The organism is Citrobacter sp. Cpo142 (genome assembly GCF_030332425.1).
In the GTDB taxonomy this organism is placed as follows: Bacteria; Pseudomonadota; Gammaproteobacteria; order Enterobacterales; family Enterobacteriaceae; genus Citrobacter; species Citrobacter portucalensis.
Map to the genome: position 1 here is coordinate 134,187 of NZ_JAOWHW010000097.1, position 24,790 is coordinate 158,976.

Consider the following 24,790-nt stretch of genomic DNA (forward strand, 5'->3'; position numbering starts at 1 on the left):
TTATGCGCAGATATGTCGTAACCCACTAAAACAGATAATAAAAGCTATACTTAACGGATATCTGTTGCGACGAAGGAAAGGAAAAAGATGCGTCGTGTAAAACTGCTTTGTTCACTCATTATGCTGCTTGCGAGTCAGGGCGCACAGGCGGTGAGTTATCCGCTGCCGCCAGAGGGGAGTCGCCTGGTGGGTAGTCCTTTGACTATTACGGTTCCACCAGGAAACACCAAGCCGCTGGAGGCATTTGCCGCTCAGTACGGGCAGGGGTTGAGCAATATGCTTGAAGCCAATCCGGGCGTCGATGTTTTTCTGCCTAAATCGGGTTCAACGCTGGTTGTGCCGCAGCAACTGATACTTCCGGATACCGTGCGCGAGGGGATTGTCATCAACGTCGCCGAGATGCGGCTTTACTATTATCCTGCTGGCAGCAATACGGTTGAGGTTTTACCCATTGGCATTGGTCAGGCGGGTAGAGAAACGCCGCGTAACTGGGTGACGGCGGTCGAACGTAAGCAGGAAGCACCAAGCTGGACGCCGACGCCAAATACCCGACGGGAATACGCTGCACGCGGGGAAAGCTTGCCAGCATTTGTGCCTGCCGGGCCAGAAAATCCGATGGGCCTGTATGCAATTTATATTGGCAGGCTTTATGCCATTCACGGGACAAATGCCAATTTCGGTATTGGTTTGCGGGTAAGTCAGGGGTGCATCCGTTTGCGGAATGATGACATCAAGTACCTGTTTGATACGGTGCCTGTAGGGACGCGTGTACAATTAATTGACCGACTGGTGAAATACAGCGAAGAGCCGGACGGTAGTCGCTGGGTGGAAGTACATGAGCCGCTGTCACGAAACCGTTCGGAATACGAGTCTGACAGAAAGGTGCCTTTACCAGTCACTCCCGCTTTGCGCACCTTTATCAGCGGGAATGACGTGGATGTGAGCCGCGGGAGCCAGGCGTTGGAAAGACGTTCCGGTATGCCGGTGAACATCAGCCTGGTACAGAAGCATTTTTAATTTTCAGGGCGACTTTGTTGACCTTCAGGTCGGATGGGTCGCTTTTTTAATTTGATACTGCCCCATTTTTACCACGCCAATATGGTCAGCCATTAGTTGGGCTTCGTGTTCACTGTGGGTAACCAACAGCGCCGTTTGCCCGGCGGCGCGCAAAATATCCCGTACCTCGTTGCCAAGACGCTCACGTGTGCGCTTATCCAGGCTGGAGAAGGGTTCATCCAGCAACAGGATTTCCGGATGTGGCGCCAACGCGCGCGCAAGTGCGATACGCTGTTGTTGCCCGCCGGAAAGCTCATGCGGATAGCGGTTGGCATGGCTGTGTAACTCCACCATTTTCAACAGCTCAGTCACTCTGGCCTGTTGTTCCTCACGCGGCATGCGACGCAATCCAAAGGCCACATTTTGCTGCGCGGTCAGATGGGGGAATAACGCATATTCCTGGAAGACCATGCCGACATGACGTTTTTCCGGTGGCAGATGAACGCCGGGACCGGCAACACGTCGCTGTGACACATAGATCTCTCCGTTTTGCAGGCGTTCAAATCCGGCAACTGCGCGTAGTACCGTGGTTTTTCCGCAGCCTGAAGCACCCAGCAGACAGGCAATTTCACCTTTACGTACCGACATTGAAAATCCGCTCAGTACCGATTGCTGGCTGTTGCCATAAGCAACGTGTACATCCTGGAGTCGTAATGCAATTTCTGACATTGTTGCTCTCTTAACCACGGCGAGTCATTTGGTGACGCACCAACAAAATAACCGGTAGCGTGCCAGCTAAAACAATCATTAGCGCGGCGATAGCACCTTCTTCATAGGTTCCACGTGCGGCTTCCGCATACAGTAACGTTGCCAGCGTTTCAAAATTGACCGGGCGCAAAAGCAACGTTGTTGGCAGCTCTTTCATGGCATCAGCAAAAACCAGCAGGGCACTGCTGACTAATGCCGGGCGCAGCAGGGGAAAATGGACTCGTGCAAACGTCCCCGCACCATTCTCGCCTAACAGACGAGACGCCTGTTCCAGCGAAGGTGGAATGCGGCCCAGACCAGAATCCAGCGCGCCAATGGCAATCGCCTGGAATCGCATGGCACAACAAATTACCAGCAGGATCCCTGCGGACATCAGCGGCAGGCCGCGAACATCCAGTAAATCGGCCAGCCAGCGGTCGACAGCCATGGCGGGGGGTAAAAAACCAATCGCCAGAATTGTGCCGGGAACCGCATAGCCTAAAGAGGCCAGACGCATCACGCCGCGACGAAATCCCGGCATGGCGTTGTCTGCGGCGCTATGGCGGGCGCTCCAGGCCACCAGCATACTGACACAAACCACCACCAGCGTGGTTCCCGCTGCCAGCGATAGCGTATTTTGCAATGCTGACAGTAACGAAGAGGAAAGGGGGTTCTCATCGCCTATGCGTTTGGCGCTTTCCCACATTAAAAACAGTACCGGTGCCAGAAAACCCAGTACAACCGGCAGTGAAATAACGCCACCGAGCAGCCAACCGCGCCAGCCCTGCACGCGCGAAGGTTGAATTTCCCGCAGGCTGCGGCTGCTGAATCCTTGTTTTCTGCGACCATAAAATTCCAGTGTCAGAATCAGGAATATAAACATCAGCATCATGCAGGCAATTTGCGCCGCAGCAGATAAATCAGAACGTGAGATCCATGTGGTGTACACGGTAACGGTTAACGTCTGTACCCCGAGAAACTCCGATGCGCCAATATCGTTGAGCGTTTCCAGCAGTGCCAGGCTGATCCCAACGGCCAGTGCCGGACGGGCCATGGGCAAAGCAACACGAAAAAAGGTTCCGGTTGCGCTGCATCCCAGCGTGCGTGCGGCTTCCAGTAAATGGGCGGGCTGGCTGATAAACATAGCGCGGGTTGTCAGATACACGTATGGGTAAAGCACTAATCCGAGCAGGATGATTGCGCCGGAAAGTGAGCGTAAATCTGGCAGCCGGAACTGTCTTGGGCTGTCAAAGCCCAGTAAAAAACGGATAAAGGTTTGCAGGGGGCCAATCGGATGCAGCAGATCGAGCCACGCAAAGGCCACAATGTAGGTTGGCATTGCCAGCGGCAACAGTAACGCCCAGCTAAGAATTTTACGTCCAGGAAAATCCCATGCCGTTACCGCCCATGCGCTGCCTACGCCAATCACGCCGACCATCACCGCGACACCGGCTAATAACAGCACGGTATTTTTTAGTGCGGCAGGCAGTACATACGTCAGGAGATTATCCCAGTGAGATAAATCGGCCTGGGTAGCCTGCCAAATCAGCGCAATGATCGGTGTCAGAACGCCAAGCGCTACGCACAGCGCGCCAAGATGTAGCGGCGTTAATAATGACTGCGGCCCGGAAACCAGGCCGCGTAACGTCGGAAACTGCAGAGGTTTATTGATCGAATCCAACTTTATCTACCAGCAGACTAGCTTGTTTACGATATTTAACGATTTCGGTTAACGGCGTTTTATCGACGTTGATTTCACCAATAGTTGCGCTGATAACCGGATCAAGCGTCACGCCTTTCAGTACCGGGTATTCGAAGTTCGCTTTCGCATACTGCTGCTGGGCAGGTGCGGAAACCAGATATTCCATCAGCTTAACGGCATCGGCTTTATTTGGCGCATAGCGGGCTACAGCTGCGCCACTGATGTTGACGTGTGTACCGCCATTTTCAAAGGTGGGTTTAACGACTTTAATCGCATCGCCCCACTGACGTGCATCACTGCCTTCTTTGGCGTTTTTCATATGGCCGACGTAATAGGAGTTGGCGAGACCAATATCGCAAATGCCGCCGAGGATATCGCGAGCAACATCGCGGTCGCCACCGGTAGCTTTACGCGCCAGGTTAGCTTTCACACCGCGCAGCCATTCTTCGGTCTTTGCTTCGCCGTGGTGAGCGATCATTGCGGCGATCAGCGCCGTGTTATAAGGATGCTGTCCGGAACGAATACAGACTTTACCTTTGTACTCAGGGCTGGCGAGTTGCTCGTAATGCCAGTTATCGATTGGCAGTGACTTCTCGGCATACAGCACGCGGGCACGCATCGACAGCGCAAACCACTGATTATCTGCGCCGCGCAGATTAGCCGGAATAGCGGTTTTCAGTGCTTCTGACTCTACTGGCTGAGTTACACCCGCTTCCACTAAATCAATGAGATTACCGGCATCGACGGTCATCAGCAGGTCGGCAGGTGAATTTTTACCTTCAGCTTTAACGCGCTCAAGCATACCGTCCTTGATATAGACCGTACTGACTTTGATGCCGCTGGTTTTGGTCCAGCTATCAAGCAAAGGCTGGATCAGACCCGGTTCACGGGTGGTATAGAGCGTTAACGTTTCCTGAGCGAAAGCCGGTAGGCTAACAGAGAAGACCAGGGCAGAGGCAAGTGTGATACGGCGCAGTCCGGCGCGAGGCAGAGAATTCATCGTTTATATCCCAGAGTAATTGGAACGTACAGTGAACCGAGCGGGGGCTCGTTCCTTTGGCTCGCGTACAATAAATGATAATCACTAGCACTTACAATAATTGCAAAGTTTAAACGATTTACATTTACATAACTTTAATCAACGTTGTGATGCGGCATGTAACAGCGGTGCAGAGCAGGCAGGGGACTTATTAGAGGGTTTTTTATAGCGACCGGAAAAGCAAAAAGCCTGCTTAGTTTCCTAAGCAGGCTTCTTAAATATGGCTCCTCTGACTGGGATCGCCTTTGCCATTAACTGGCTGATTGGTAAGCTAAACCTAAAAGTTAGGGTTGTCAAGACCACCAGAATGACCACCAGTAGATGGTGTATATACTGAAGGTTGCTCTGTGTCCTAGAAAATGAGGGGCTAAAAAGATATTGAGGCAGCATCAAAGATCCCTCTGTATGTGAAAAAATTGCAGAGTTGCTGGTCTTTGTGTTAGCTGTTTGCGCTAAGGCTACCAACTCCCCCTGAGAGTAGTAACTCTCATTGACAACGACCTTTTAGGACGTCTTATCATACTGTATAAAGCTAGTTTTCTAAACGATGTTGGATGAACAGTCATGCTGCCAATTCTCTGGTTTTTATGGTTATTTGTTTCTTTCTATATCATTATCAAGTTCGATCATAAATTTTTGTCTAAAAGACTTTGTTGGGGCAAAATAGAAACATTCTTCATATTAGATTTTTACAAAAAATAATGTAAAAATTCAATAAAAACAAATAGTTATTTTTAGATAATTGGATGCTAAATTGATTGCGATAGATTTCTTTTGTGGATGTGGAGGGGCTAGTGAAGGGCTACGTCAGGCTGGTTTTGACGTTGTTCTTGGTATTGATGTGGATCGGCAGGCCTCGGAACATACAAAGCTAACTTCCCTAACGCTGATTTCATCTTCGATGACATCCGAAATGTAACTGTTGAGAGGGTTGCGAATTCTATAGCGTTCAAAAGTGCAGATGGTTTGCTTTTAAGTGCCTGCGCACCATGTCAACCTTTTTCACAGCAAAACAAATATAAAAACGAAGATGATGAGAGAATTTGCCTCTTGGACGAAACCCATCGATTCGTTTCAAAACTTTTACCAGAATACATTCTATTAGAAAATGTTCCAGGTATTCAGAAAATCGATGGCAGCAAAGAAAGTCCTTTCACAAGATTTATTACTTTACTTAGTGAACTAAACTACCATTATGTGTATTTTGTTGCAAATGCTGAAAAATACGGCGTGCCGCAAAGAAGAAAACGGTTTGTTCTTCTAGCCAGCTTGCTAGGACCAATATCTATACCAGAGCCAACTCATAATATTGAAAATTCTCCTATAAAAACTGTTAGAGAATTTATTGGTGAATATCCAAAGCTCAAATCAGGGGAAGTTGATAAGAATGATGAATTGCATCGCTCAGCGATACTTACTGAGTTAAATTTAGAGAGAATTAAAAATACCCCAGAGGGAGGGGACCGCAGGGATTGGCCGACTGATTTAATCAACACTTGCCACATAGATTATACAGGCCATACTGATACTTATGGCAGAATGTCATGGGATAAACCGGCCCCGACTTTGACAACAAAGTGCAATAGTTATTCGAATGGACGATTTGGTCATCCAGATATAACACAAAATCGAGCTATAAGTATTAGGGAAGCATCTCGCCTGCAAACATTCCCAAAAAACTATATATTTAAAGGCTCTTTTAATTCAATGGCGAAACAAATTGGAAATGCTGTCCCATGTGAATTAGCTCGACAATTTGGGCTGCACTTCATTAAGCATAATGAAGTTTCAAAGAGAGACAATCATGGCAAATTTTAAGACAAGAGCTAGAACCTTAGACTTATTAGGCCGACAACAGATCGCGGGCATCCCTACGGCGATAAATGAACTATTGAAAAATGCTCATGATGCTTATGCGGATAATGTTGATATCGATTATTTTCGTAGGAAAAGCCTTTTTATTATCAGAGATGATGGCGTAGGTATGTCGAGATCTGATTTTGAAAATAGGTGGCTTACATTAGGTACTGAGTCGAAAGTTCAACATACAAATGCATCCCTTCCTCCAGTAGACAAATCTAAAAAATTCAGACATCAGATGGGGGAGAAAGGTATTGGTCGCCTTGCTATAGCATCAATAGGGAAGCAGGTATTAATAATAACTAAGGCTAAAAACACAGAGGAGATCACTGCTGCACTTATCAATTGGCAAATATTTGAACTGCCGGGATTGAACCTTGATGATATAGTTGTTCCAATCGAAACATACAAACATATTCCTGATCTAGAACAGTTGAATTCAATGAAGATTGAGTTGCTGGATTCAATTAGCGGTTTGCTGAAAAAGAAATTATTGAGTAAAGAAAAATTTTTAGAAATAAAAGAAACGATTACATCTTTCTCTGTTTGCCCAAGAACTCTAAGTAAGAAATTAATTCGTTTTAAATCATTCGATAACGATGATTCAGGAGGTACAATTTTTATTGTTTCCCCCGTCGATGAAATTTTGAATTCCGATATTGATGGTGATAGTAGTGGTAAAGAAGCTACTAAAATTGAAAAAATGTTGATGGGTTTTCATAATACAATGACAATATCCCATCCAGAGCCTTTATTAGATATCGTCTTCCGAGATTACAGAAGTGATGACAGTACATATATTGATATTATTGATAAGGAACATTTTTTTACTAGTGAAGACTTTGAACAAGCAGATCATCATTTCCATGGTTTTTTTGACGAATATGGACAGTTTAAGGGTAACATAAGAATCTATCATGATAAAAACTTTGAACATATTGTCAATTGGTCAGGGAATAACCTTAATCTTACCAGTTGTGGTCCATTTGAGATAAATCTTGCCTATGTTCAAGGTGATAGAAAACATTCAATAATGGCTAATGAAGATTATGCCAGGGTTACATCAAAATCTGATAAATTTGGTGGTTTGTATATTTATAAAGATAATATTAGAATTTTACCATACGGTGATTCTGATTATGATTATCTGGAAATTGAAAAAAGACGTTCTAAACATGCAGGCTCTGCTTTCTTTTCATATAGAAGAATGTTCGGAGTTATAAGTCTTTCTCAAAAAGAAAATTTTAGATTAAAAGAAAAAGCTGGGCGTGAAGGTTTTATTGAGGATCAAGCATACAAACACCTCAGAGATATTCTTAAAAATTTCTTTATTCAACTAGCAGCCGATTTTTTCCGAGATGATATAAAAGCGGGTCCTAAAGCTGAAATATGGGCAACTAAAAGAAATGAATTAATTTCCTCTCACAAGGCATTAGAGAAACGAGAAAAACAGGCTAAGGCAAAAAAAGCTAGATTTGAATTGGCTCTTAGTTTTTTCTTTGATCATCATTCAAATGGGTTAATTGAACAAGATGTAAATAATATTTTGATAGAGAGTGAACATAGATTTCACAGCGTATACTCAATTAAGGATCCTGATATAGCGAGTCAGAAAATAATTGATATAGAATCGCAGACTAGAGAAGAAATTAATGCGTATAAACGCTCTATTATCGTCCCAACTCCCAGAGGTTTTTTAATAAGAGGGGAACTAAAAGAGGATTATAATACATATCTGACGACTTTGCAGGATTTAGAAAGGACATGTTTTCAACCGGCTATAGATAATATTGATCAATTAGTTGATAAAGCAATTAATGATTATCAAATAAAAATAAGTAAGCGCAAGCGTTTAGAACAGGCGGTTGATTTCATTTCTATTGAAGCAAGAAAAGTTAATACTGAAAAAAGAAAAACTACGGAACAAGTTGTTCTGGATATAAACAAAAAGGTTAAAGAACTAACATCTGATTTAATGATTGATTTGGATAACCAAATCCGCATTGTAAAGGACAAATTTAAGCACATATCTATAGAAAGTGAGTCTGATATTGATTTAGTTGCAAAACGAAATGAACTGGCGGCAGAAATTACTAATGTTAGCGAAAGGAATACAAATGTTTTAGATGCTATCATTAGACAACTTGAGGGTATCTACTGGGAGAAAGATGAAGATAATAATTATATAACCAGCGAACAAATAACCGAAGTGCTTGGCGAAGAAGTGGATGCTTTGAGAGAAAAAATTCATGCTGATGTTGAATTGAGTCAGCTTGGCTTAGCTGTAAGTATCATTCATCATGAATTTAATAGTACGGTAAGATCAATAAGAACGAGCCTTAAAGATTTAAAAGCTTGGAGTGATGTCAATGAAGATCTTGAAGATGTCTATAAAAACATTAAGATCAACTTCGAGCATTTAGACGGTTATCTCAATCTCTTTACTCCTTTAAACAGAAGACTACAGAGAAAAAGAGAGGAAATTAAACTTTTAGAAATTAAATCGTTCTTAATTGATTTATTTAAAAACAGAATGGATAGGCATAATATATCTTTTAAACATACAAATGGATATTCAAAAGGAAAACTTTATGGTTTCCGCTCATCCTTTTATCCTGTTTTTGTGAATGTAATTGATAATGCAATTTATTGGTTAAATGAAAGTAATAGTAGTGATAAAACTATAAGATTACATGCTGATGATAACGGTAATGTCTATATTTCTAATAATGGATCCGTAGTTGATAATCGTGATAAAGACAGAATATTTAGTCTGGGTTTTTCAAGGAAATATAATGGTCGAGGAATGGGGCTGCATATTAGTAATGAAGTTCTTGAATCGGTTGGTTATAAATTAACATTAGATGAGCCAAGAGAAGGCTCAACCGTTACATTTAAAATTTCCATGGTGGAAAAATAAAATGAAAACATTCAACGAATTTTCAGCAACAATTACAGATCATTTTATTCAGAACATTATCTTCATTGATGATAAAGCATATAATCAAAATGGGCCAAAGGATCAGCATGAATTTGATGCTCAAGAGGTTACAAAAATATTTTCTAAGAAAGGAAAAATTTGTGCCGTCTATAAACCTCAATTAGTTAGTGATCTGGAATACTTAACTTCAATTGCAACTAAGTCTGATGTCACAATACTTGATTGGCAAATTGTACTTGATGAAGAATTTTCAGATAATGACTCTCAGAATGATGAAGATGATGCTGAAGAAGATGATGTTAGAGGTGTGTATACTAAAAAAATAATCACATCGCTGCTCGCTAATATCGATAATCAACACTGTATAAAATTAATTTTAATTTATACCGGTGAAGTGGATCTGCCCAAAATAGCCTCTGAGGTTGATGCAGTATTGACTGAAAAAAATATTTCTGGTTTTAAAATTAATGAAAATGATCCATGCACTGTTATGTCTAATAATTGTAAGATTATGGTCATATCAAAATCGAATGGTGGAGAGGGGCGAGCACAACATTTACCGCAGCTAGCTGATAAAACAAAAACATATGATGAGCTACCAGACTTTATATCATTACAATTCACTGAAATGACTAGTGGCTTACTTTCTAATTTTGCAATGGAGTCCCTGGCTGAAATTAGGAAAAACTTTCATCACATTTTAACTTTATTTTCTAAAGAATTGGATGCGGCTTATTTGGCACATCAAACATTATTACCTAATACATATGATGCTAATGAATTGTTAGTCCAATTATTAAGTGATACGTTCTCCTCAATCATTCGATATAAAAATCTAAATCAATTCTTAAATGAAGATAAAATTAAATTATGGCTTGGCCATAATATTGAAGGTGGAGTAAAACCATTGTATAAATCTGATGGTACTCCAGAGAATGTTTTTTACCAAAGAAATCCGGATGTACTATTGCAATTATTACAATCTAACTCAGATGTTAAGGATAAATTCTGCAATTCTTTAGTTAGCAGTGATGGGCAACAACTATCATCAAAAAAAATCGATATACTGATAAATAAATATGCCACAACTTTGTTTACGGAATTTGAAAAAACAGAAGAAATTAATAAAACTTTTGCAAAGTTATGCTATCATAGAAGCGCTATATTTTCACCTCATCATCTTCCATTCTTAACACTAGGTACTGTTGTTAAAAGTACTCTGGATAATGGGTCATACTATATATGCATTCAACAAAGATGTGATTCTGTACGAATTCAAAATGGAGAGATTCGTCGTTTTCTTTTTATTTCGTTGGAAAAAGTTAATGATGGTGGTTTTAACTTTTTAACCCCTGATGGTATAAAACTTAAAATTGATAAGTCTACCTATTCTCTACGTACTGTTAAGTTTTCCGGAAATAATGGTTTCGCTCTTGCAACAAAATGTGAAACTAATAATAAAAAATATTTTGAACCCTCATATTACTCGAAGGAGCACCCTGAGAAATTTGAATTTATTGTTGAGTTAAAAGAGCTTTATGCTCAACGTATAGTTGAGGAATATAGCTCTAGTCTTTCTCGTGTAGGTTTAGATGAGCCAGAATGGGTTAGGCGGTTGAACTGATTTTTCAAGTCCATAAGTGTATGGGTTTGTGGATATTTTCTGACAGTTCCCAGTTAGCAATAAAGGTAGCTGTCAGTGTTAGTTCCACGTTCTTTTAGCGATTTCCGACTGTTGGTGTCTCAGGCGATATGCTTCTGGTGTCTGGCTGCTCTGTAGTATCCAACGGATCCTCTCCATTTCGTAAGTCAGAATTTACATAAATGACGAGTTAATGCGATTTTGATTATATGAATAACGCTCCATTTTCCACAAACTCTTTTTCCGTCAGTCAACCCATAGCAAGTGAGGTCTCAAAACCTCTTTCACGCGGCCAGAATCACCTCCGTCAGTGTTGGCTTTTGTTCTTACGAACGGAGGGTATAAAGGTGTTCGCATATGCGCTGAACCAGTGTGCTGACCCGCTATGTAGAAAATGGCCGGGTAATAACATCGCCGAGAACGTGTTGCGGCTGGTGAGTCTAGGAAGAAAAAACAGGCCGTTCTTCGGCTCGCAGTCGACCGGAACGGGGGGCTACACACGGAGGACATTCAATTAACGAAATGACTCCATTGATTGTGGAATCTCTGACAACTTGTTTTATGGAGTTAATAAAGTCTTCAGTATTCATAGTGTTGCCTATTTTTTAAATGACTATGGGTACATTTCTAGTGTTAATTCTATTAGTTTTTGCAATGCTGAGTTTGGCGCGTTTGTATGATTTCTCAAATCTCTAATATCCTTTGCCAATTGATCTCTTGCAGTCCCTGTATACGTTCCCTTTGATGTTGGGATTTGCTGGTGTTCAGTTTTAGGTAAAGATATTGATGGCGCAGTGTAGGCTAGCTCCCTAAATCCCCAGTGTTAGGATCGTGCCCATCAATGACTTGCCCTGCTGGATGTTTTTGAGGTATGTGGTGAATGCCTAAGTCATTTCCTGTTGTAGAGTGTTTTTTTAGATCATCATAAGTACTGACTTCATATTTTGTTACCGGACATCTATCTAACCCAGCGGATCAAGCAAATAACTGTAGGTATTCAGACCACCCATACTCCTCATACTGTTCCTTGAAAGTGAGTTATAATACAGATAGTTAAATGGCTATCTGTATTATAATAAAAATTTCCATCAAATTAATTAAAAGAAAGACGACAGAAAAAACCTCTCATTTGTTCATTTGCAGTGATAAACTCATAAACAACATTTTCATCTCTAATGTGTTTCTGGTAACAAACTATATGAGAATATTTCATAAAAGAAACAAACATATTAAAAGCATTTTCTATTTCTTTTTTTGTCTTATTTATTAACTCTATATCAATAAAGTATTTATTTTCATCTGAGGATATACTAAACGATAGTATATTTTTATTTTCATTGAGAATGACATTAATATCAGTTGATATTCCCGACTCTTTAAATAAGCTAATTTCATTTATTGATTGAAACATCATCTCACCTCTCAAATTTTAATTTTGGGATATACATCCCTTCAGCAGCACCTTGGGGGTAGGAGTATACTGTGACAATTTTATCTCCGGCTTCATTTGTAATCACTGTGTTTCCTCTGGCATCTTGATAGCGCCACTGTGTTCTTCCTGTTTCGGGATCTATTTCCTTAACTCTGTTTTTTCTATTATTATTTATAATGTTATCGATTGATTCAGGCGTAAATCCTCGTTCATTTGCTCGTTGGGCACCATGTTCTGTAAATTCACGACCATTGGGTGTTTTATCTCCAGTCTGGACACAGGCCAATCCCAGTGGGTCAACCCACCCCAGCGGATCAGGAACATAAGCATAATGGTTGATCCCCCCCGATAATCCAATTGGATCTGGTGTCAGGTATCGCCCGCTCAACGGATTATAGTACCGATAGCGGTTATAATGCAGCCCCGATTCCTCATCGGTGTACTGCCCCTGAAACCTTAATGGCTGGCGGATACCCGCCTGCATTTCCGCGTGGCCGTAAGCGCGATAAATGGCGCTCCACACCACGTTGCCGTCCTCGTCCAGCAGCTCTTGCGGGGTGCCGATATGGTCATTGACGTAGTAGCTGATGGTGCTGCCCACACCGCGTCCCTTAATCTGCGCCAGCGGGCGGAACTCGCCGCCTGGCTCGTACAGGTAGCTGGTGCAGTCAAAGTCAGTGGCTTTCGTGTGTCGGTTAAACATGAGGCTGGGGGTAAAATCCGCGTGTGCTTCATCGCACTCGGTGACCATCCTGTCGTCCTGCCAGAAGAACAAGGTGGATTTGCCGGTTTCCTCGTCGGTCTTGCGGATACGCCTGCCGAAGACGTCATACTCATAGCGCCATGAGTGGGTGAGGGTGTGGCGCGGAAAGCCCTCATCGTCATAGTGGCGCACGTCGGTAAAGCGCACCAGGCGGTACTCGCAGTTCCATTCAAACCGGTGCTCCCTGCACTGTGCCTTGCCCCAGCGGTCAGCGATGAGATTACCGAACTCGTCATACTCGTAGTGGTGGTCGCCCTGTAACAGCAGGCGGTCACCTTTGACCTTCGCCGGATGTTCGCCCCCCTCGGGCGGCATATTCATGCCCAGCAGGTTGTCGTCGCCGTCAAAGCTGAACTCCTCGTGCAGGGCGTTCCAGCGCGGGTCTTCCGGCAGACCGTCGCGCAGGTGGGCGTGCGGTTCATGGCGGGCGGTGGCGAGGCGGTTTTTCAGGTCGCGGGTGAAGGTGCGGGTGCCTTTGCGCGAGTCCAGAATTTGTTGCAGGTTGCCCGCCGGGTCGTACTGGTAATCCCGCCGGAGAATATCGCCTTCCCCGTCACGCTGCCGCGCCCGCTGGCTGATAAGGCGCTGCTGGCTGTCGTAGTCGTTGTACAGTCCGCACTTGCTGTGGTTCTGGTGCTGGCTGCCGAACAGACGGCGGGTTTCCCGTCCCCGCTGCCACTGGTGTTCGCTCAGCACCAGCCCGTTATGGATAATCTGGAACAGCTCACCGTTCTGGTAGTCCATCTTCAGGATGTTGCCGTCCACCATGCGCATATGGCTGAGCTGGCCGTCGGCGTTATAGGCATAATACTGGCTGGCGAAGCCCTGATGCTCCTGCGTCAGGCGGTTGCAGGCATCGTAGCCCCAGGCCAGCGGCCAGCGGCCGTCATCCGCTACGTGCAGGCGGCCGAAACCGTCGTACTCATAATGCACTTTCTGCCCGTCCGGGCGGATGCGGGTAATGAGCCGACCGGCGGCATCGTATTCATACCCGGTAGTCAGCGCCGTCTCTTCGCTGCCGCTGTCGCCATACTCGGTGCGTTTCACGATGCGCCCGTTCAGGTCGTGAAGATAGCTCAGGCGGCGACCGTCAAAGGTGCGCTCTTCCTGCAGCCTGCCGGAAGGGGTGTACTCAAGGTGATAGCGCTCGCCCTTATGGTTGATGATATCGCTGACCAGCCCGTGAATGTTGTTGTAGTGGTATTCCAGCGAACTGTTGTTCGGGTACTGCACGCGCTGCACCAGCGCCGAGTTCGGATGGTAGTGATAACGGGTGACAAGGCCGTTTTCATCGGTCTCTTCCGTCACCTGACCGTAGGGGTTATAGCGCCACTGGCGGCGGGAGCCATCGGACCATTCCACGGTAGCCAGCCGTCCGGCCGCGTTCCAGTGCAGGTGGGTGACGCTGTGCTCAGCTCCCGGTGTGTCCGGCGCGCTGTGGTTTTCTTCAGTGAGCAGTCCCTGCGCGTTGTAGCGGTACCAGGTGGTTTCCCCGGCGCGGTTGCAGTATTCCGTCACCTGTCCGAGGGCGTTGACCGCCCAGGTCTCGCGACTGTCGTCCGGGTGGCGGATGGTGACCAGATTACCGGTTTCGTCCCATTCATAGTGCCACTGGTCGCCAGCGGCGTTGGTGTGAGTGATAACGTTGCCATCGGAGTCATATTTCCACGATTCGCGCTGTTTTTCGAGCATATCGGCACTGACGCGGATGCGCTCCAGCAGGCGACCAAATGACCAGTGCTGGCGGGTGACCTGCCCGTCAGGATGGGTGATGCGGGTCACCAGCAGGTCGTGGTTGTAGCTGTAGCGGGTGACTTCACCGCCGGGGCCGGTTTCTTCCAGCAGTTCGCCGCGTTTGCCATAACGTTTTTTCTTCACCGCGCCATCTGGCGTGACGCTGCGCGTCAGGCGGGCAGTCTCTTTATCGTGCTGCCAGACTTCCTGCGAGCCGTCTTCATAGACGACAGTCACTCCACCTTTAGCCGTATCCCACTCGTAGCGGCGGTCAAGGTTTGGCAGGTTGCTCCAGTGACGCACGGCACGTACCTGTTTGCCTTCGCCTTCCCACTGCCAGTAAAACTCAGCGCCTCCGGCAAGGGTGCGTTTTTCAAACACGTAATCAGGGCGGTATTCGTAGCGCTCGGTTTCCCCGGCGGCGTTGGCGGCGGCGCTGAGCTGGCCCCGTTCATCATACGTATACTGCATCAGCAGCAGGGTTTCGTCTTTCTCCAACTCCGGCGGGCGGATTTCTGCCGTGGGGTCATACGCCAGATACAGTTCGTGCAGCCGCGGGCCGTTCTCCGTTTGCTGATAACGCAGCAACAGGGAAACGCCTGCCGGGTTTTCCAGCCTTACGGGCAGTCCGTCGCGGTAGTGCAGCAGGAGATGTTGTTTACCCTGCGAGAAGCCGGTTACTTTACCGCTATCTCCCTCGCGCTGTATGTGCATTATCCAGCCGTTAAGCGATGAAGAGGTCAGCAGGTATTCGTCATCGGTCTGACTCAGCCAGGCGGCGGCTTTCGCCATGCGGTTGCGGGCGGCAGGAATATCCTTGTCCGGCAGCGGCAGTTCAGTGGTCAGATTCTCATGGTCTGTCCAGCGAATGCCGTCGGCGGTAAATGTCACCCGGTGTTGCAGGCTGTGGCTCCAGCCGTGACCAAAGGACGATGAACACGCTACCGCGCTGGTACGGTACTGACGGGTAAAGGTAAACGGGTACACGCCGGGAAGGCGGGTGTCATTCAGGCTGAGCAGTTCTTCACCGGTGACCATTGAAACCGGGCAACCGTTAATGCAGGTATCATTCGTTTTATCATTTGGCTTATCGTTCGGCGTCGTACCCGGCGTGTCGGCGTCTTTCGTTTTAATCCCAAGCTCGGAGGGATGGCTGGAGCCCAGATCCACCTGCTTGTTTTTGGACAGCGGCGCGTTAATCTGGCGACGGTGGTTGATGTTGCGGGTTTTCTCAAACGCCTTCTTCAACAGTTCGATACTGGACTTCATGATTTTTGTCAGCACTGCCCAGACTTCCTGCACCAGATGCAGCGCTTTTTTGAATGCCCTGCCGAGGCGGTAGGCCAGATAGGCGATGCCCAGCGGCCCGGCAATCAGCGACATCAGCGCCCCGAACACCACGCCAATCAGCATCTCGCCAATCATGCTTCCGCCTATCCCGGCGACTTTTACCAGCAGTTCTCCCCACGGGTACATTCGCAGGTTGAGGATAACGCTGCGTGCCAGCAGGTACAGCATGGCTTCATCATTGAACAGGGCGAACAGTTCGCGGGCCATCTTCTTGCTGGAGGTCAGAATGGCTTCGATATCGGCACTTTCCAGTTGACCGACCTGGGCGTACAGTTTACTGGCTTCCTCATAGATTTTGGTGGCGTATTTTTTCGGATTGGTGATGACGTTATAAGCGGTTTTGGCGTCGCTCCATATGCTGCATAATCCATCTTCCAGACCCTTGCCAAAACTTTTCAGTATTGCCGCCCCCAGCTTACTTTGCTGCCACTGTGGTTTGTATTCTTCCCAGCGGGTCGACATGGACTGGTACAGCGCCAGCATATGCTCATCGTAAGCCCGTATCATGGTTTTGTTGTTTTCAACCAGATTGTTGTCGGTCACGATGGGGTAATACAGCTTGCCCGGCTCCAGACCGGAGAACACCACTTCGCCGTTTTCGTTGGTATTTCCCTTTTTGACTTCCTTATCTTTGGCCCAGTCTTTGTCCTCATACAATTTGACTTCAACGCCAGGGATGGGCAGGTCGATGGTGGATTCGTGCGCCAGTCTGACGCGGATTTCACCGGACTTGGGACAGGGCATGGCGCCGACGGAGAAATTATCGTCGCTGCCGCTGACGGTGGTGGATTTGCCGTTCATGGACACGACTTTGTCCATTTCCAGTGTCGGGCCGTCAAAGGCTGATGAGGCGTTGTCAAAGGCTTTTGCCGCCCATGAACTGATGGCGTTGCGGTAGTCTTTATCAATAAGGGTTTTGTTTTTGAATGACGCCAGTTCGTCTTCAATGCCCTGGATGTATGCAGTCAGCATAAGTTATCGTCCTGATTAACGGTCTGAAGTGGAGTCGGTAAACTCAAAGGGCTGAGCCATCGCTGTGCGCTCCTGTTGTAACGATGCAACGAGTTTCGCCATAAGGGCGGGGATGTCCTGCGACGAGGAACGAAGCCATGTGGTGATTTTCTGGCGTAACACCGTCTTGGGGAATGGTTCACAGAGTTCAGCATGATTGTCGTTCAGTTTGCGCAGAATACTGTCCACCAGCGGGGTGTTGTTCTTTTGCATCATGGCGTCGATCAGCGCCTGCGGCACCCGCCACCACGGAGAGGTTTTGGGCTCCCCCTGACCGGTAATATGAACAGTAAAGTCTTCGCCGTTGACGAAATAGAAGGCGAACGGTGGCATCACTTCGCGCCAGTCATCGCCCATAAAGCGCAGTTGCTCTGCGAACCATTTACCATCCCAGTAGCGAAAGAACATGTCATTGCCGTCGGGCAAAAACACTTTTATCAGCCCGCGCAGATGTTGCAGGATGCGCTCAAACGGCATGGGCGAGCGCGCCAGCCAGCCCCAGTTTTTATGCTCTGTGGTTTCCACCCATTTAAGAAATGGGCTGTTTTCGTTCAGCCTGACTATCATCGGCATCGCCTCCGTCCAGTTGGCATACGGCGTGGCACTGTACAGGCCGGTCGGGGTCTGGCTGCCGTCATGAAGGTAGTATTCGCGAACCGGTTTTGCTTCGCTGACGTTAGACAGAATGGCGTACAGCGGCATATTTGACGTGGCGGTGATGTCCAGCCACTGGCGCAGAGGGAGGGAAATATCCATATTGGGAACAGGCTCCTTGACATGTAAACTATAAGATTTCAAATAGTTTCGGATGGTATCAGTAGCCAGGTATAAAACTGTGAGCTTATTCAAATAACGGGAAAAGCGTTTTAATATCAATAAATAAGACGAGGGTATTGAATTTGCGGGATGTATTCAGGGATGTTCTATTGTTGTTTGTTTGTAATCACAGTATCCTTTATTCGCACCTGCAAAATCAGATGCCGGGATTGGAACCCTGAGAAATGTTACAGGCGACATACGACGCGCCCGCGTCTTTTTTTATGTCGTGCGCTTGGCTATACCTCAATGGTGGGCTGGGCGGGGGCACCGTAAGGTGCGCCGGTTGCCTGTAACGCCGGTAGTTCCAACCCCGTTCAGTCCACCACCATGAGATTGGAACCTCTGGTGGTGGGTTTTTAACCCGTTACAGGAGGCTGCCACTATGGCTACGATCCCCGCTCAAACACACCCGTTACTTTCCGTTCCCTTCAATGCCGCCACGGATTTCACTGTACTGGCAGAACACTGCAAACAGTTCGCCGAAATCCTGATCGAACACGACGATCTTACGCTGAAAATGGCGCTTTGCGGCAGGCTTCACGCCTGTCTGCGACTGCTTCAGCCCTCACTGCTCGATCCGATCCCGGATCACATGATGGAGAGCCTGACCGTTGATACGCTCCCCACCTGCTCACCGCGTTTCGATCCCGAATGTAGTGAACTTTGTCACTACTGCCTTGCCCTGACACAGGTACTGACGGGACAGGGGCTGTTACCGGAAACTCGGGATTACCTCGGTTGCCTGCTGTACGATCTGATCCACTATTTCTCTGATGAAATCACTGCCCCGCGCTGGTTGCGTACCGCTGAGGGCGTGAAGTTTATTGATGGGGAAGCAACATGATGCAACCGGACTGGCATTCTGCCGATATTATCGCGGCACTGAAAAAGCAGGGGACGTCGCTGTCCGCCGTTTCCCGCAAGGCTGGGCTGGCATCCTCCACGCTGGCAAACGCGCTGATAAGGCACTGGCCCAAAGGCGAAAGGTTGATCGCCGATGCGTTGGGTACTGCGCCAGAGCAAATCTGGCCTTCCCGCTACCGTAAGCCTGAAAATGGCTAAATCATCTCTCCCGATCTTCTGATGGCTTTGCTGTCAGAAGATCGGGAGAAGGCAAGCGAAGCGCGGTAATTCAAGTTCACAAAAAATTCTTTGACGCAAAAACAGTTTTTCCTTTCTGCACCAGCAGCACTGGCATAGTCTTTCTCCGGCTCCATGCTGTCGTTGACAGCGCCCAACGCTTCACAACCTGAAAGAAGCGCCTGTTATCAGGACGGTTGTCCGTTTACCGGTGCAGACCTCTGCAAACACCGGGTTGCAGAACATCGCGACGGAGGCCCGAGTTTTAACGCGACATATCCTTTTACTGCGCCAGCCTGCTGGTCTGAATCTGCACCGCGCCGGAATTTTCCCGACTAACCTGTATCTGCTGACACCTTCAGCGTCTTATACCTTTACGGGCTGCGGCCTGCATTGCCGAAGGCTTTGCTGCCGCGTGGCCGTAAAACTGCACCAGAAACGCAACGTTTAAACGCTGCACCAGTGCCAGTGCGTCACTTTAACCGCGCAGAGCGGGAAAGTGACGCACGCAGCCTTTTCGACCTGCACCAGACAACTCAACTGCGCCAGCTCATGGCTGGATTCTGACACTGCCTTTTCAGGCCATTTTACCCATAAGGAGAACATGAACCGATACCGAGGCGGATCCGGACGATCCGGGGGATGACCCGCTAACGCGGGCGGCTGCTCAGAGAGCACAACCGAAGCCCCACCACACCTCAACGGCTGCCGCCCCGGCGCTCAGGTATCGTTCGCAGCCCCGACAAAAAAACAGGGGCTATCGGCCTGTGCGCCGGGGAAAGCTGTATCAGTTTTGGATTTTTGGGGAATGAGTTTGCGGCAATCATGAAAAGGGGAATGTGTGGGAATACTGGAGCAGGAAATGAAGCGTCTTGCACAGCAGGCGGGCGGCAGCCATAAAACCGTTCACGACCGCATTAAGCTGGCGCAGCGGTTTTGTGAACGTCTGGTTCTGACGCAGAATGTGCAGATCCGGCGGGTAGAGCAGCTTAAGGCGCGGCATATTGAAGGCTATGTCCGTGAACGGCTGGCGCAGGGCATTACAAAGCGTTCCCTGCAAAATGAGATGGCAGCGATACGTTGCATTCTGAAACAGGCCGGGCGTGACAGGCTGGCGCAGAGTGAGCGGCTGAACAACCGTTCTCTTGGTCTGTCTGGCGCATCCCGCAACGGTATAAAGCTGGCGATCACGCCGGAGCACTATCGTGACGTGCTGGAGACGGCCCGCGTAAAAGATCCGGGACTGGCGGCAGCACTGGAACTCTCAAGGCTGATGGGATTACGTTCGCAGGAGGCGGTGCAGAGCGTACAGTCGCTGAAAACGTGGCGGCAGGCGCTGGAGCGTGGTGACACTCGCTTAACCGTGGTGTTCGGCACCAAAGGCGGACGGCCTCGCGAGACGATTATTCTTGATGCTGGCGCAGTCAGAAAAGCGCTGGATAATGCGCTGGCTGTGGCAGAAGATCGCCACGGCAGGCTAATAGATAAGCCGGATCTTAAAAGCGCCATGAAATACTGGCACAGCCAGGCGTCGTGTCTTGGCTTAACGGGCGCATACTCTCCGCACTCGTTGCGCTATGCGTGGGCGCAGGATGCCATTAGTCATTATCTGGCGCAGGGATTTTGTGAGAAGGAAGCGCTGGCGATGACGGCGATGGATTTGGGGCATGGCGACGGGCGCGGACGGTATGTCGCGCAGGTTTACGGAAGAAAGGATGGTGGTGATTGATAGCTTCAGACTTGCAATATGAGGTTATTCATTGGTTTTCGTACAAAAAATTTTGGGGCCAAAATTTTTTGTACTGTTTCCTCTTAATAACGGTACTTACGAACGGTATGGCCTATTAACAGGCTTCTGGTGCAGGACTACGGTATTTTTTCTGGTGATTGCGCCAGCAAAATGAAAAAGGCCCGATAAAGGTAAAGGGCGACTAAGGGTAACAGCGCCAGACCGGAAAAGGCCAAAGGGCTTAAAAGGATAAAGCTGGCACAGATCGGTATTTATCCGGTGGTATCTGGTGCAATCCTGACATAGACAGGCGACGGCAAACTGGTGCAGATAAATGGTGACATTGAACTGGTGCAGTTATGGCGTATCGGCAAATCAGTTTCTGGTGCAGATTATCTGGCAGCTGTCGCCTGAAATTATTCACTGTGAATAATTTTTGATATTTACCTATTGATGCGTGAAGTATTGATAGATTTTCGTACAAAATTATTCTACGTAGAATAATTCTGTACACTTTCCGATTAATAACCCAAAAATTGAAGATAAATCCTTTCAATGCAAAAAGCAGATCCGAATTCAATCAGGATCTGCTTTTTCATTTTTAACAAATTATACTGCTACTGGCTCAGGCTGCCTTATGCCGCCGCGCATAAATATACGGGGCAATGTATCCTTCGCGGCTCACGTCCAGATAGTCTGACCACCATTGCATCATGGCCTTGCGGGCATCCAGATGTTCCGCTTTATGTATATATGCTGCTCGCACGCTGTTGCGCTCCTGATGACTCATCTGCCGCTCCACGGCATCCCGCGACCAGAGTTCGGATTCAACCAGCGCGCTACAGGCCATTGCCCGGAAGCCATGCCCGCAGACGTCGGTTTTGGTATCGTAGCTCATCAGACGCAACGCCCGGTTGATGGTATTTTCACTCATCGGTTTATACGGGTTATGGTCGCCGGGAAATACCAGTTCCAGATGCCCGGAGATTTCATTTATCTGCTTCAGAATGGCTATAGCCTGACGAGAAAGCGGCACGATATGTGGGGTGCGCATTTTTGCGCCGCGACCAGAGAAACGGACTTTCTCAATCGTTTCCCGTGTGGCGGGGATGGTCCAGATTTTGTGTCTGAAATCTATTTCGCTCCAGCGGGCAAAGCGCAGTTCACTGGAGCGTATAAACAGATGCAGGGTCAGCGCTACCGCCAGTCTTGTTAACTGCCGCCCCTGTTGATAGTCTCCGATACGTTCCAGCAGCTCGGGCAACCGTTCCAGAGGCAGGGCAGGATAGTGATTTTTTATCGGCGGCGCGGTGACGCCTTCCAGATGCAGTGCCGGATTGTTTTCAGTCAGCCCTTGCTGCACGGCGTAACGCATGATGTTGCAGAGTTGCTGCCGGGTACGGGACGCGACTTCCAGAAAGCCTTTATCCTCGATAACTTTCAGTAACGCCGTGAAATGCTGCGTTTTCAGCATCGTGACGGGCAGATGACCAATTGCCGGAAAGATATGATTTTTCATACTGGCGAGGATGCGCTCTGCATAGTCAGCCGACCATTTCTTGTTGGTTTTGTGCCATGCCACCGCAACGGCCTCAAAGCATTTTTCCGGTGATGCGGCGGCTTTTTCAGTCATACGCTGTTGTGCAGGATTGATATTCTGCGCCAGTAGTTTACGGATACCGTCGCGCTGCTGGCGGGCGTCGGAAAGCGAGACCTGCGGATAGGCACCTAAGGCAATGCGGGATTCTTTTCGGTTGAAGCGATATTTGAGATACCAGAGGCGTGAACCGCCCGGATTGACAAGCAGATACAGACCATGAGAATCGGTCAGTTTAAAGGGTTTATCAGAAGGCTTGATACTGCGGATTTTCGCGTCGGACAGGGACATATGGTGGTCACTCCATTATCGAACTGAAATGACCCCAAATCAGACCACCAATTTCGCTGGATGCGGAGGGAAAACCAGATACGCATCGGGAAATATTTTCACGCTAACTCATTGAAACCTAATTAAATAGGGACTTATAAGCACGCCTGAAAACAGGGATTTGGCTCCTCTGACTGGACTCGAACCAGTGACATACGGATTAACAGTCCGCCGTTCTACCGACTGAACTACAGAGGAATCGTGTGAACGAGGCGCATATTACTGACCTCACCATGAGGTGTCAACAGTAAAATTAGCGCGTCATTTCAATTGGTTAATTAATCTTCAAATTCAGCGTTAATGCACATTTGGTGAGCGATAATAGCCATCTTAGCGGGTATCGCGTAACCGCTCCATGGGGTTCTGGCGGTAAAACTGAATAAAACGCTGCCATAAGGCCGGAAAGCGTGGTGCAAATAATTCAGGGGCACTGAAGAAATACTCCGATAGAACGGCAAAGCATTCGGCCGGGTCTGTTGCTGCGTAAGCATCTATACTGCATGCGGTTTCACCGACCAGATCAATTTCATCCTGAATGTTATTCATTGCGGCATGCAGGTCGTGCTCCCAACTGGCGATATCGCGCAGGGGGATTGCCGGAACACCGCTGGCACGGTCGCCATTACGCATATCAAGCTTATGTGCCACTTCATGGATGATCAGATTAAAGCCGGAGGCATCAAAAGAATCCTGAATATCGAGCCAGTTAAGGATTATCGGACCTTGTTGCCAGCTCTGCCCGGACTGTACAACGCGTTGATTATGCACCAGCCCAATATCGTCCTCCCATTCATCGTCTACGACAAACGGGGCAGGGTAGATGAGAACCTCATGAAACCCGTCGAGCCACTCGATCCCTAATTCCAGAACAGGTAAACAGAAAAGCAGCGCAATGCGCGCACTTTTCAGTGGGTCAAGTTCAAACCCCTGAAGTGCTACCAGTCTTTTTTGCTGTAAAAAGCGCTCGGCCAGGGCGATAAGCCTGGCTTGTTCTTGCTCGGTGAGATTCACCAGAAGAGGAATAGCCAGGGCGTCGTCCCACGGCCAGTCGTCACTCCGGGTTGTTTCTTGCTCTTTCCAGGGCCACTTAATCATCGTTTTGCTCGCAAACTCGTCACTTGAACGAAATTGACGGAACGGGGTCTGTTAAAATGCCAAATTACCTGGCATCATGGCAACCGCCAAAACGGAGAGATGCCAGAGCGGCTGAATGGACCGGTCTCGAAAACCGGAGTAGGGGCAACTCTACCGGGGGTTCAAATCCCCCTCTCTCCGCCACTATTCAAGCACTTATGTCGTTTCACTACAACGACAGATGTCACACTTGGTAAAGTGTTGGTATATTCGCTTGGTATAAAAACTGATCCCCCCCTTTCAATATTTTGCAAGGATAGCGGAAATGACTAAACTCACCATGACCTGCCCCCACGATTAGATACAACACTCAGTTAGTAACGTCGGAATCTTCATTCTCAGAATGACCCTTTCTCCAGCCCGCTGCAAATTCAGACGGTGTCTGATAATTCAGCGTGGAGTGCGGGCGGCATTCGTTATAATCCTGCCGCCAGTCATTAATAATTTTCCTGGCATGAACGATATCGCTGAACCAGTGCTCATTCAAACATTCATCGCGAAATCGTCCGTTAAAGCTCTCAATAAATCCGTTCTGCGTTGGCTTGCCCGGCTGGATTAAGCGCAACTCAACACCATGCTCAAAGGCCCATTGATCCAGTGCACGGCAAGTGAACTCCGGCCCCTGGTCAGTTCTTATCGTCGCCGGATAGCCTCGAAACAGTGCAATGCTGTCCAGAATACGCGTGACCTGAACGCCTGAAATCCCAAAGGCAACAGTGACCGTCAGGCATTCCTTTGTGAAATCATCGACGCAGGTAAGACACTTGATCCTGCGACCGGTGGAAAGTGCGTCCATGACGAAATCCATCGACCAGGTCAGATTGGGCGCCGCCGGACGGAGCAGCGGCAGACGTTCTGTTGCCAGCCCTTTACGACGTCTTCTG

The 24,790-nt window shown here is 47.7% G+C and carries 15 protein-coding genes, 2 tRNA genes and 2 pseudogenes; 8 read left to right on the forward strand and 11 right to left on the reverse strand.

Going from position 1 to position 24,790, the window contains the following annotated elements; genetic code table 11:
* Positions 1-87 precede the first annotated feature (87 nt).
* On the forward strand, positions 88-1,017 hold the full coding sequence (ldtA, locus tag OGY18_RS05795) for a L,D-transpeptidase (RefSeq protein ID WP_286552220.1): 930 nt from the start codon (positions 88-90) through the stop codon (positions 1,015-1,017).
* A 24-nt stretch (positions 1,018-1,041) separates the two neighbouring features.
* Here the strand turns inward: ldtA and OGY18_RS05800 are convergent, their stop codons facing one another.
* The 3 genes from OGY18_RS05800 to OGY18_RS05810 are packed head-to-tail and all read right to left on the reverse strand — an operon-like array spanning position 1,042 to position 4,445.
* Entirely contained in the window at positions 1,042-1,725 is a 684-nt protein-coding gene (locus OGY18_RS05800) for an ABC transporter ATP-binding protein (RefSeq protein WP_032669186.1), read from the reverse strand.
* Between the two features lie 10 nt (positions 1,726-1,735).
* Positions 1,736-3,424, reverse strand: coding sequence for an ABC transporter permease (locus tag OGY18_RS05805; protein WP_148361816.1), 1,689 nt, complete (start codon positions 3,422-3,424; stop codon positions 1,736-1,738).
* Positions 3,408-4,445 (reverse strand): extracellular solute-binding protein, encoded by a 1,038-nt coding sequence (locus OGY18_RS05810; protein ID WP_148361817.1) that lies wholly within the window; start codon positions 4,443-4,445, stop codon positions 3,408-3,410. The genes OGY18_RS05805 and OGY18_RS05810 overlap by 17 nt, the downstream gene beginning before the upstream one ends.
* Before the next feature lie 793 nt (positions 4,446-5,238).
* Here OGY18_RS05810 and OGY18_RS05815 point away from each other — a divergent pair.
* From OGY18_RS05815 to OGY18_RS05825, 3 genes and pseudogenes are all read left to right on the forward strand, one after another.
* Positions 5,239-6,302, forward strand: a pseudogene (locus tag OGY18_RS05815) (DNA cytosine methyltransferase).
* Complete coding sequence (locus OGY18_RS05820; RefSeq protein ID WP_286552222.1) at positions 6,289-9,264, forward strand: ATP-binding protein; 2,976 nt, start codon at positions 6,289-6,291, stop codon at positions 9,262-9,264. The pseudogene OGY18_RS05815 and the gene OGY18_RS05820 overlap by 14 nt, the downstream one beginning before the upstream one ends.
* Before the next feature lies 1 nt (position 9,265).
* Positions 9,266-10,909 carry a response regulator receiver domain gene (locus OGY18_RS05825; protein ID WP_286552226.1) on the forward strand — a complete coding sequence of 548 codons (1,644 nt, stop codon included), beginning with the start codon at positions 9,266-9,268 and terminating at the stop codon, positions 10,907-10,909.
* Between the two features lie 1,111 nt (positions 10,910-12,020).
* Here the strand turns inward: OGY18_RS05825 and OGY18_RS05830 are convergent.
* Genes OGY18_RS05830 through OGY18_RS05840 form a run of 3 tightly spaced genes read right to left on the reverse strand, consistent with a single transcriptional unit; the run spans position 12,021 to position 17,973 of the window.
* The gene (locus tag OGY18_RS05830; protein ID WP_286552229.1) at positions 12,021-12,341 is read right to left on the reverse strand and encodes a hypothetical protein; all 321 of its coding nucleotides are present in this window, start codon (positions 12,339-12,341) and stop codon (positions 12,021-12,023) included.
* 1 nt (position 12,342) lies between these two features.
* Positions 12,343-17,178 (reverse strand): RHS repeat-associated core domain-containing protein, encoded by a 4,836-nt coding sequence (locus OGY18_RS05835; RefSeq protein WP_286552233.1) that lies wholly within the window; start codon positions 17,176-17,178, stop codon positions 12,343-12,345.
* A 15-nt stretch (positions 17,179-17,193) separates the two neighbouring features.
* The gene (locus tag OGY18_RS05840) at positions 17,194-17,973 is read right to left on the reverse strand and encodes a DUF4123 domain-containing protein (RefSeq protein WP_286552235.1); all 780 of its coding nucleotides are present in this window, start codon (positions 17,971-17,973) and stop codon (positions 17,194-17,196) included.
* A 445-nt stretch (positions 17,974-18,418) separates the two neighbouring features.
* On the opposite strand from OGY18_RS05840, the gene OGY18_RS05845 reads away from it, so the two are divergent.
* The gene (locus OGY18_RS05845) at positions 18,419-18,880 is read left to right on the forward strand and encodes a hypothetical protein (RefSeq protein ID WP_286552237.1); all 462 of its coding nucleotides are present in this window, start codon (positions 18,419-18,421) and stop codon (positions 18,878-18,880) included.
* Positions 18,877-19,098: a helix-turn-helix domain-containing protein gene (locus OGY18_RS05850; protein ID WP_286552241.1), complete on the forward strand. Its 222-nt coding sequence runs from the start codon at positions 18,877-18,879 to the stop codon at positions 19,096-19,098. Before OGY18_RS05845 ends, OGY18_RS05850 begins: the two co-directional genes overlap by 4 nt.
* A 465-nt stretch (positions 19,099-19,563) precedes the next feature.
* Here the strand turns inward: OGY18_RS05850 and OGY18_RS05855 are convergent, their stop codons facing one another.
* Positions 19,564-19,686 (reverse strand): hypothetical protein, encoded by a 123-nt coding sequence (locus tag OGY18_RS05855; protein ID WP_286552243.1) that lies wholly within the window; start codon positions 19,684-19,686, stop codon positions 19,564-19,566.
* A gap of 271 nt (positions 19,687-19,957) precedes the next feature.
* On the opposite strand from OGY18_RS05855, the gene OGY18_RS05860 reads away from it, so the two are divergent.
* Positions 19,958-20,845, forward strand: coding sequence for an integrase domain-containing protein (locus OGY18_RS05860; protein WP_286552245.1), 888 nt, complete (start codon positions 19,958-19,960; stop codon positions 20,843-20,845).
* 625 nt (positions 20,846-21,470) lie between these two features.
* On the opposite strand, the gene OGY18_RS05865 is transcribed toward OGY18_RS05860, so the two are convergent.
* From OGY18_RS05865 to mtfA, 3 genes are all read right to left on the reverse strand, one after another.
* Complete coding sequence (locus tag OGY18_RS05865; RefSeq protein ID WP_286552247.1) at positions 21,471-22,733, reverse strand: tyrosine-type recombinase/integrase; 1,263 nt, start codon at positions 22,731-22,733, stop codon at positions 21,471-21,473.
* Between the two features lie 161 nt (positions 22,734-22,894).
* Positions 22,895-22,970: transfer RNA gene (locus OGY18_RS05870), tRNA-Asn, on the reverse strand.
* Positions 22,971-23,102: 132 nt separating this feature from the next.
* Positions 23,103-23,867 carry a DgsA anti-repressor MtfA gene (gene mtfA / locus OGY18_RS05875; RefSeq protein ID WP_126317759.1) on the reverse strand — a complete coding sequence of 255 codons (765 nt, stop codon included), beginning with the start codon at positions 23,865-23,867 and terminating at the stop codon, positions 23,103-23,105.
* Between the two features lie 93 nt (positions 23,868-23,960).
* On the opposite strand from mtfA, the gene OGY18_RS05880 reads away from it, so the two are divergent.
* Positions 23,961-24,050, forward strand: a tRNA-Ser gene (locus OGY18_RS05880).
* 166 nt (positions 24,051-24,216) lie between these two features.
* Here OGY18_RS05880 and OGY18_RS05885 read toward each other — a convergent pair.
* A pseudogene (locus OGY18_RS05885) lies at positions 24,217-24,790 on the reverse strand (IS3-like element ISSen4 family transposase); the annotation flags it as partial.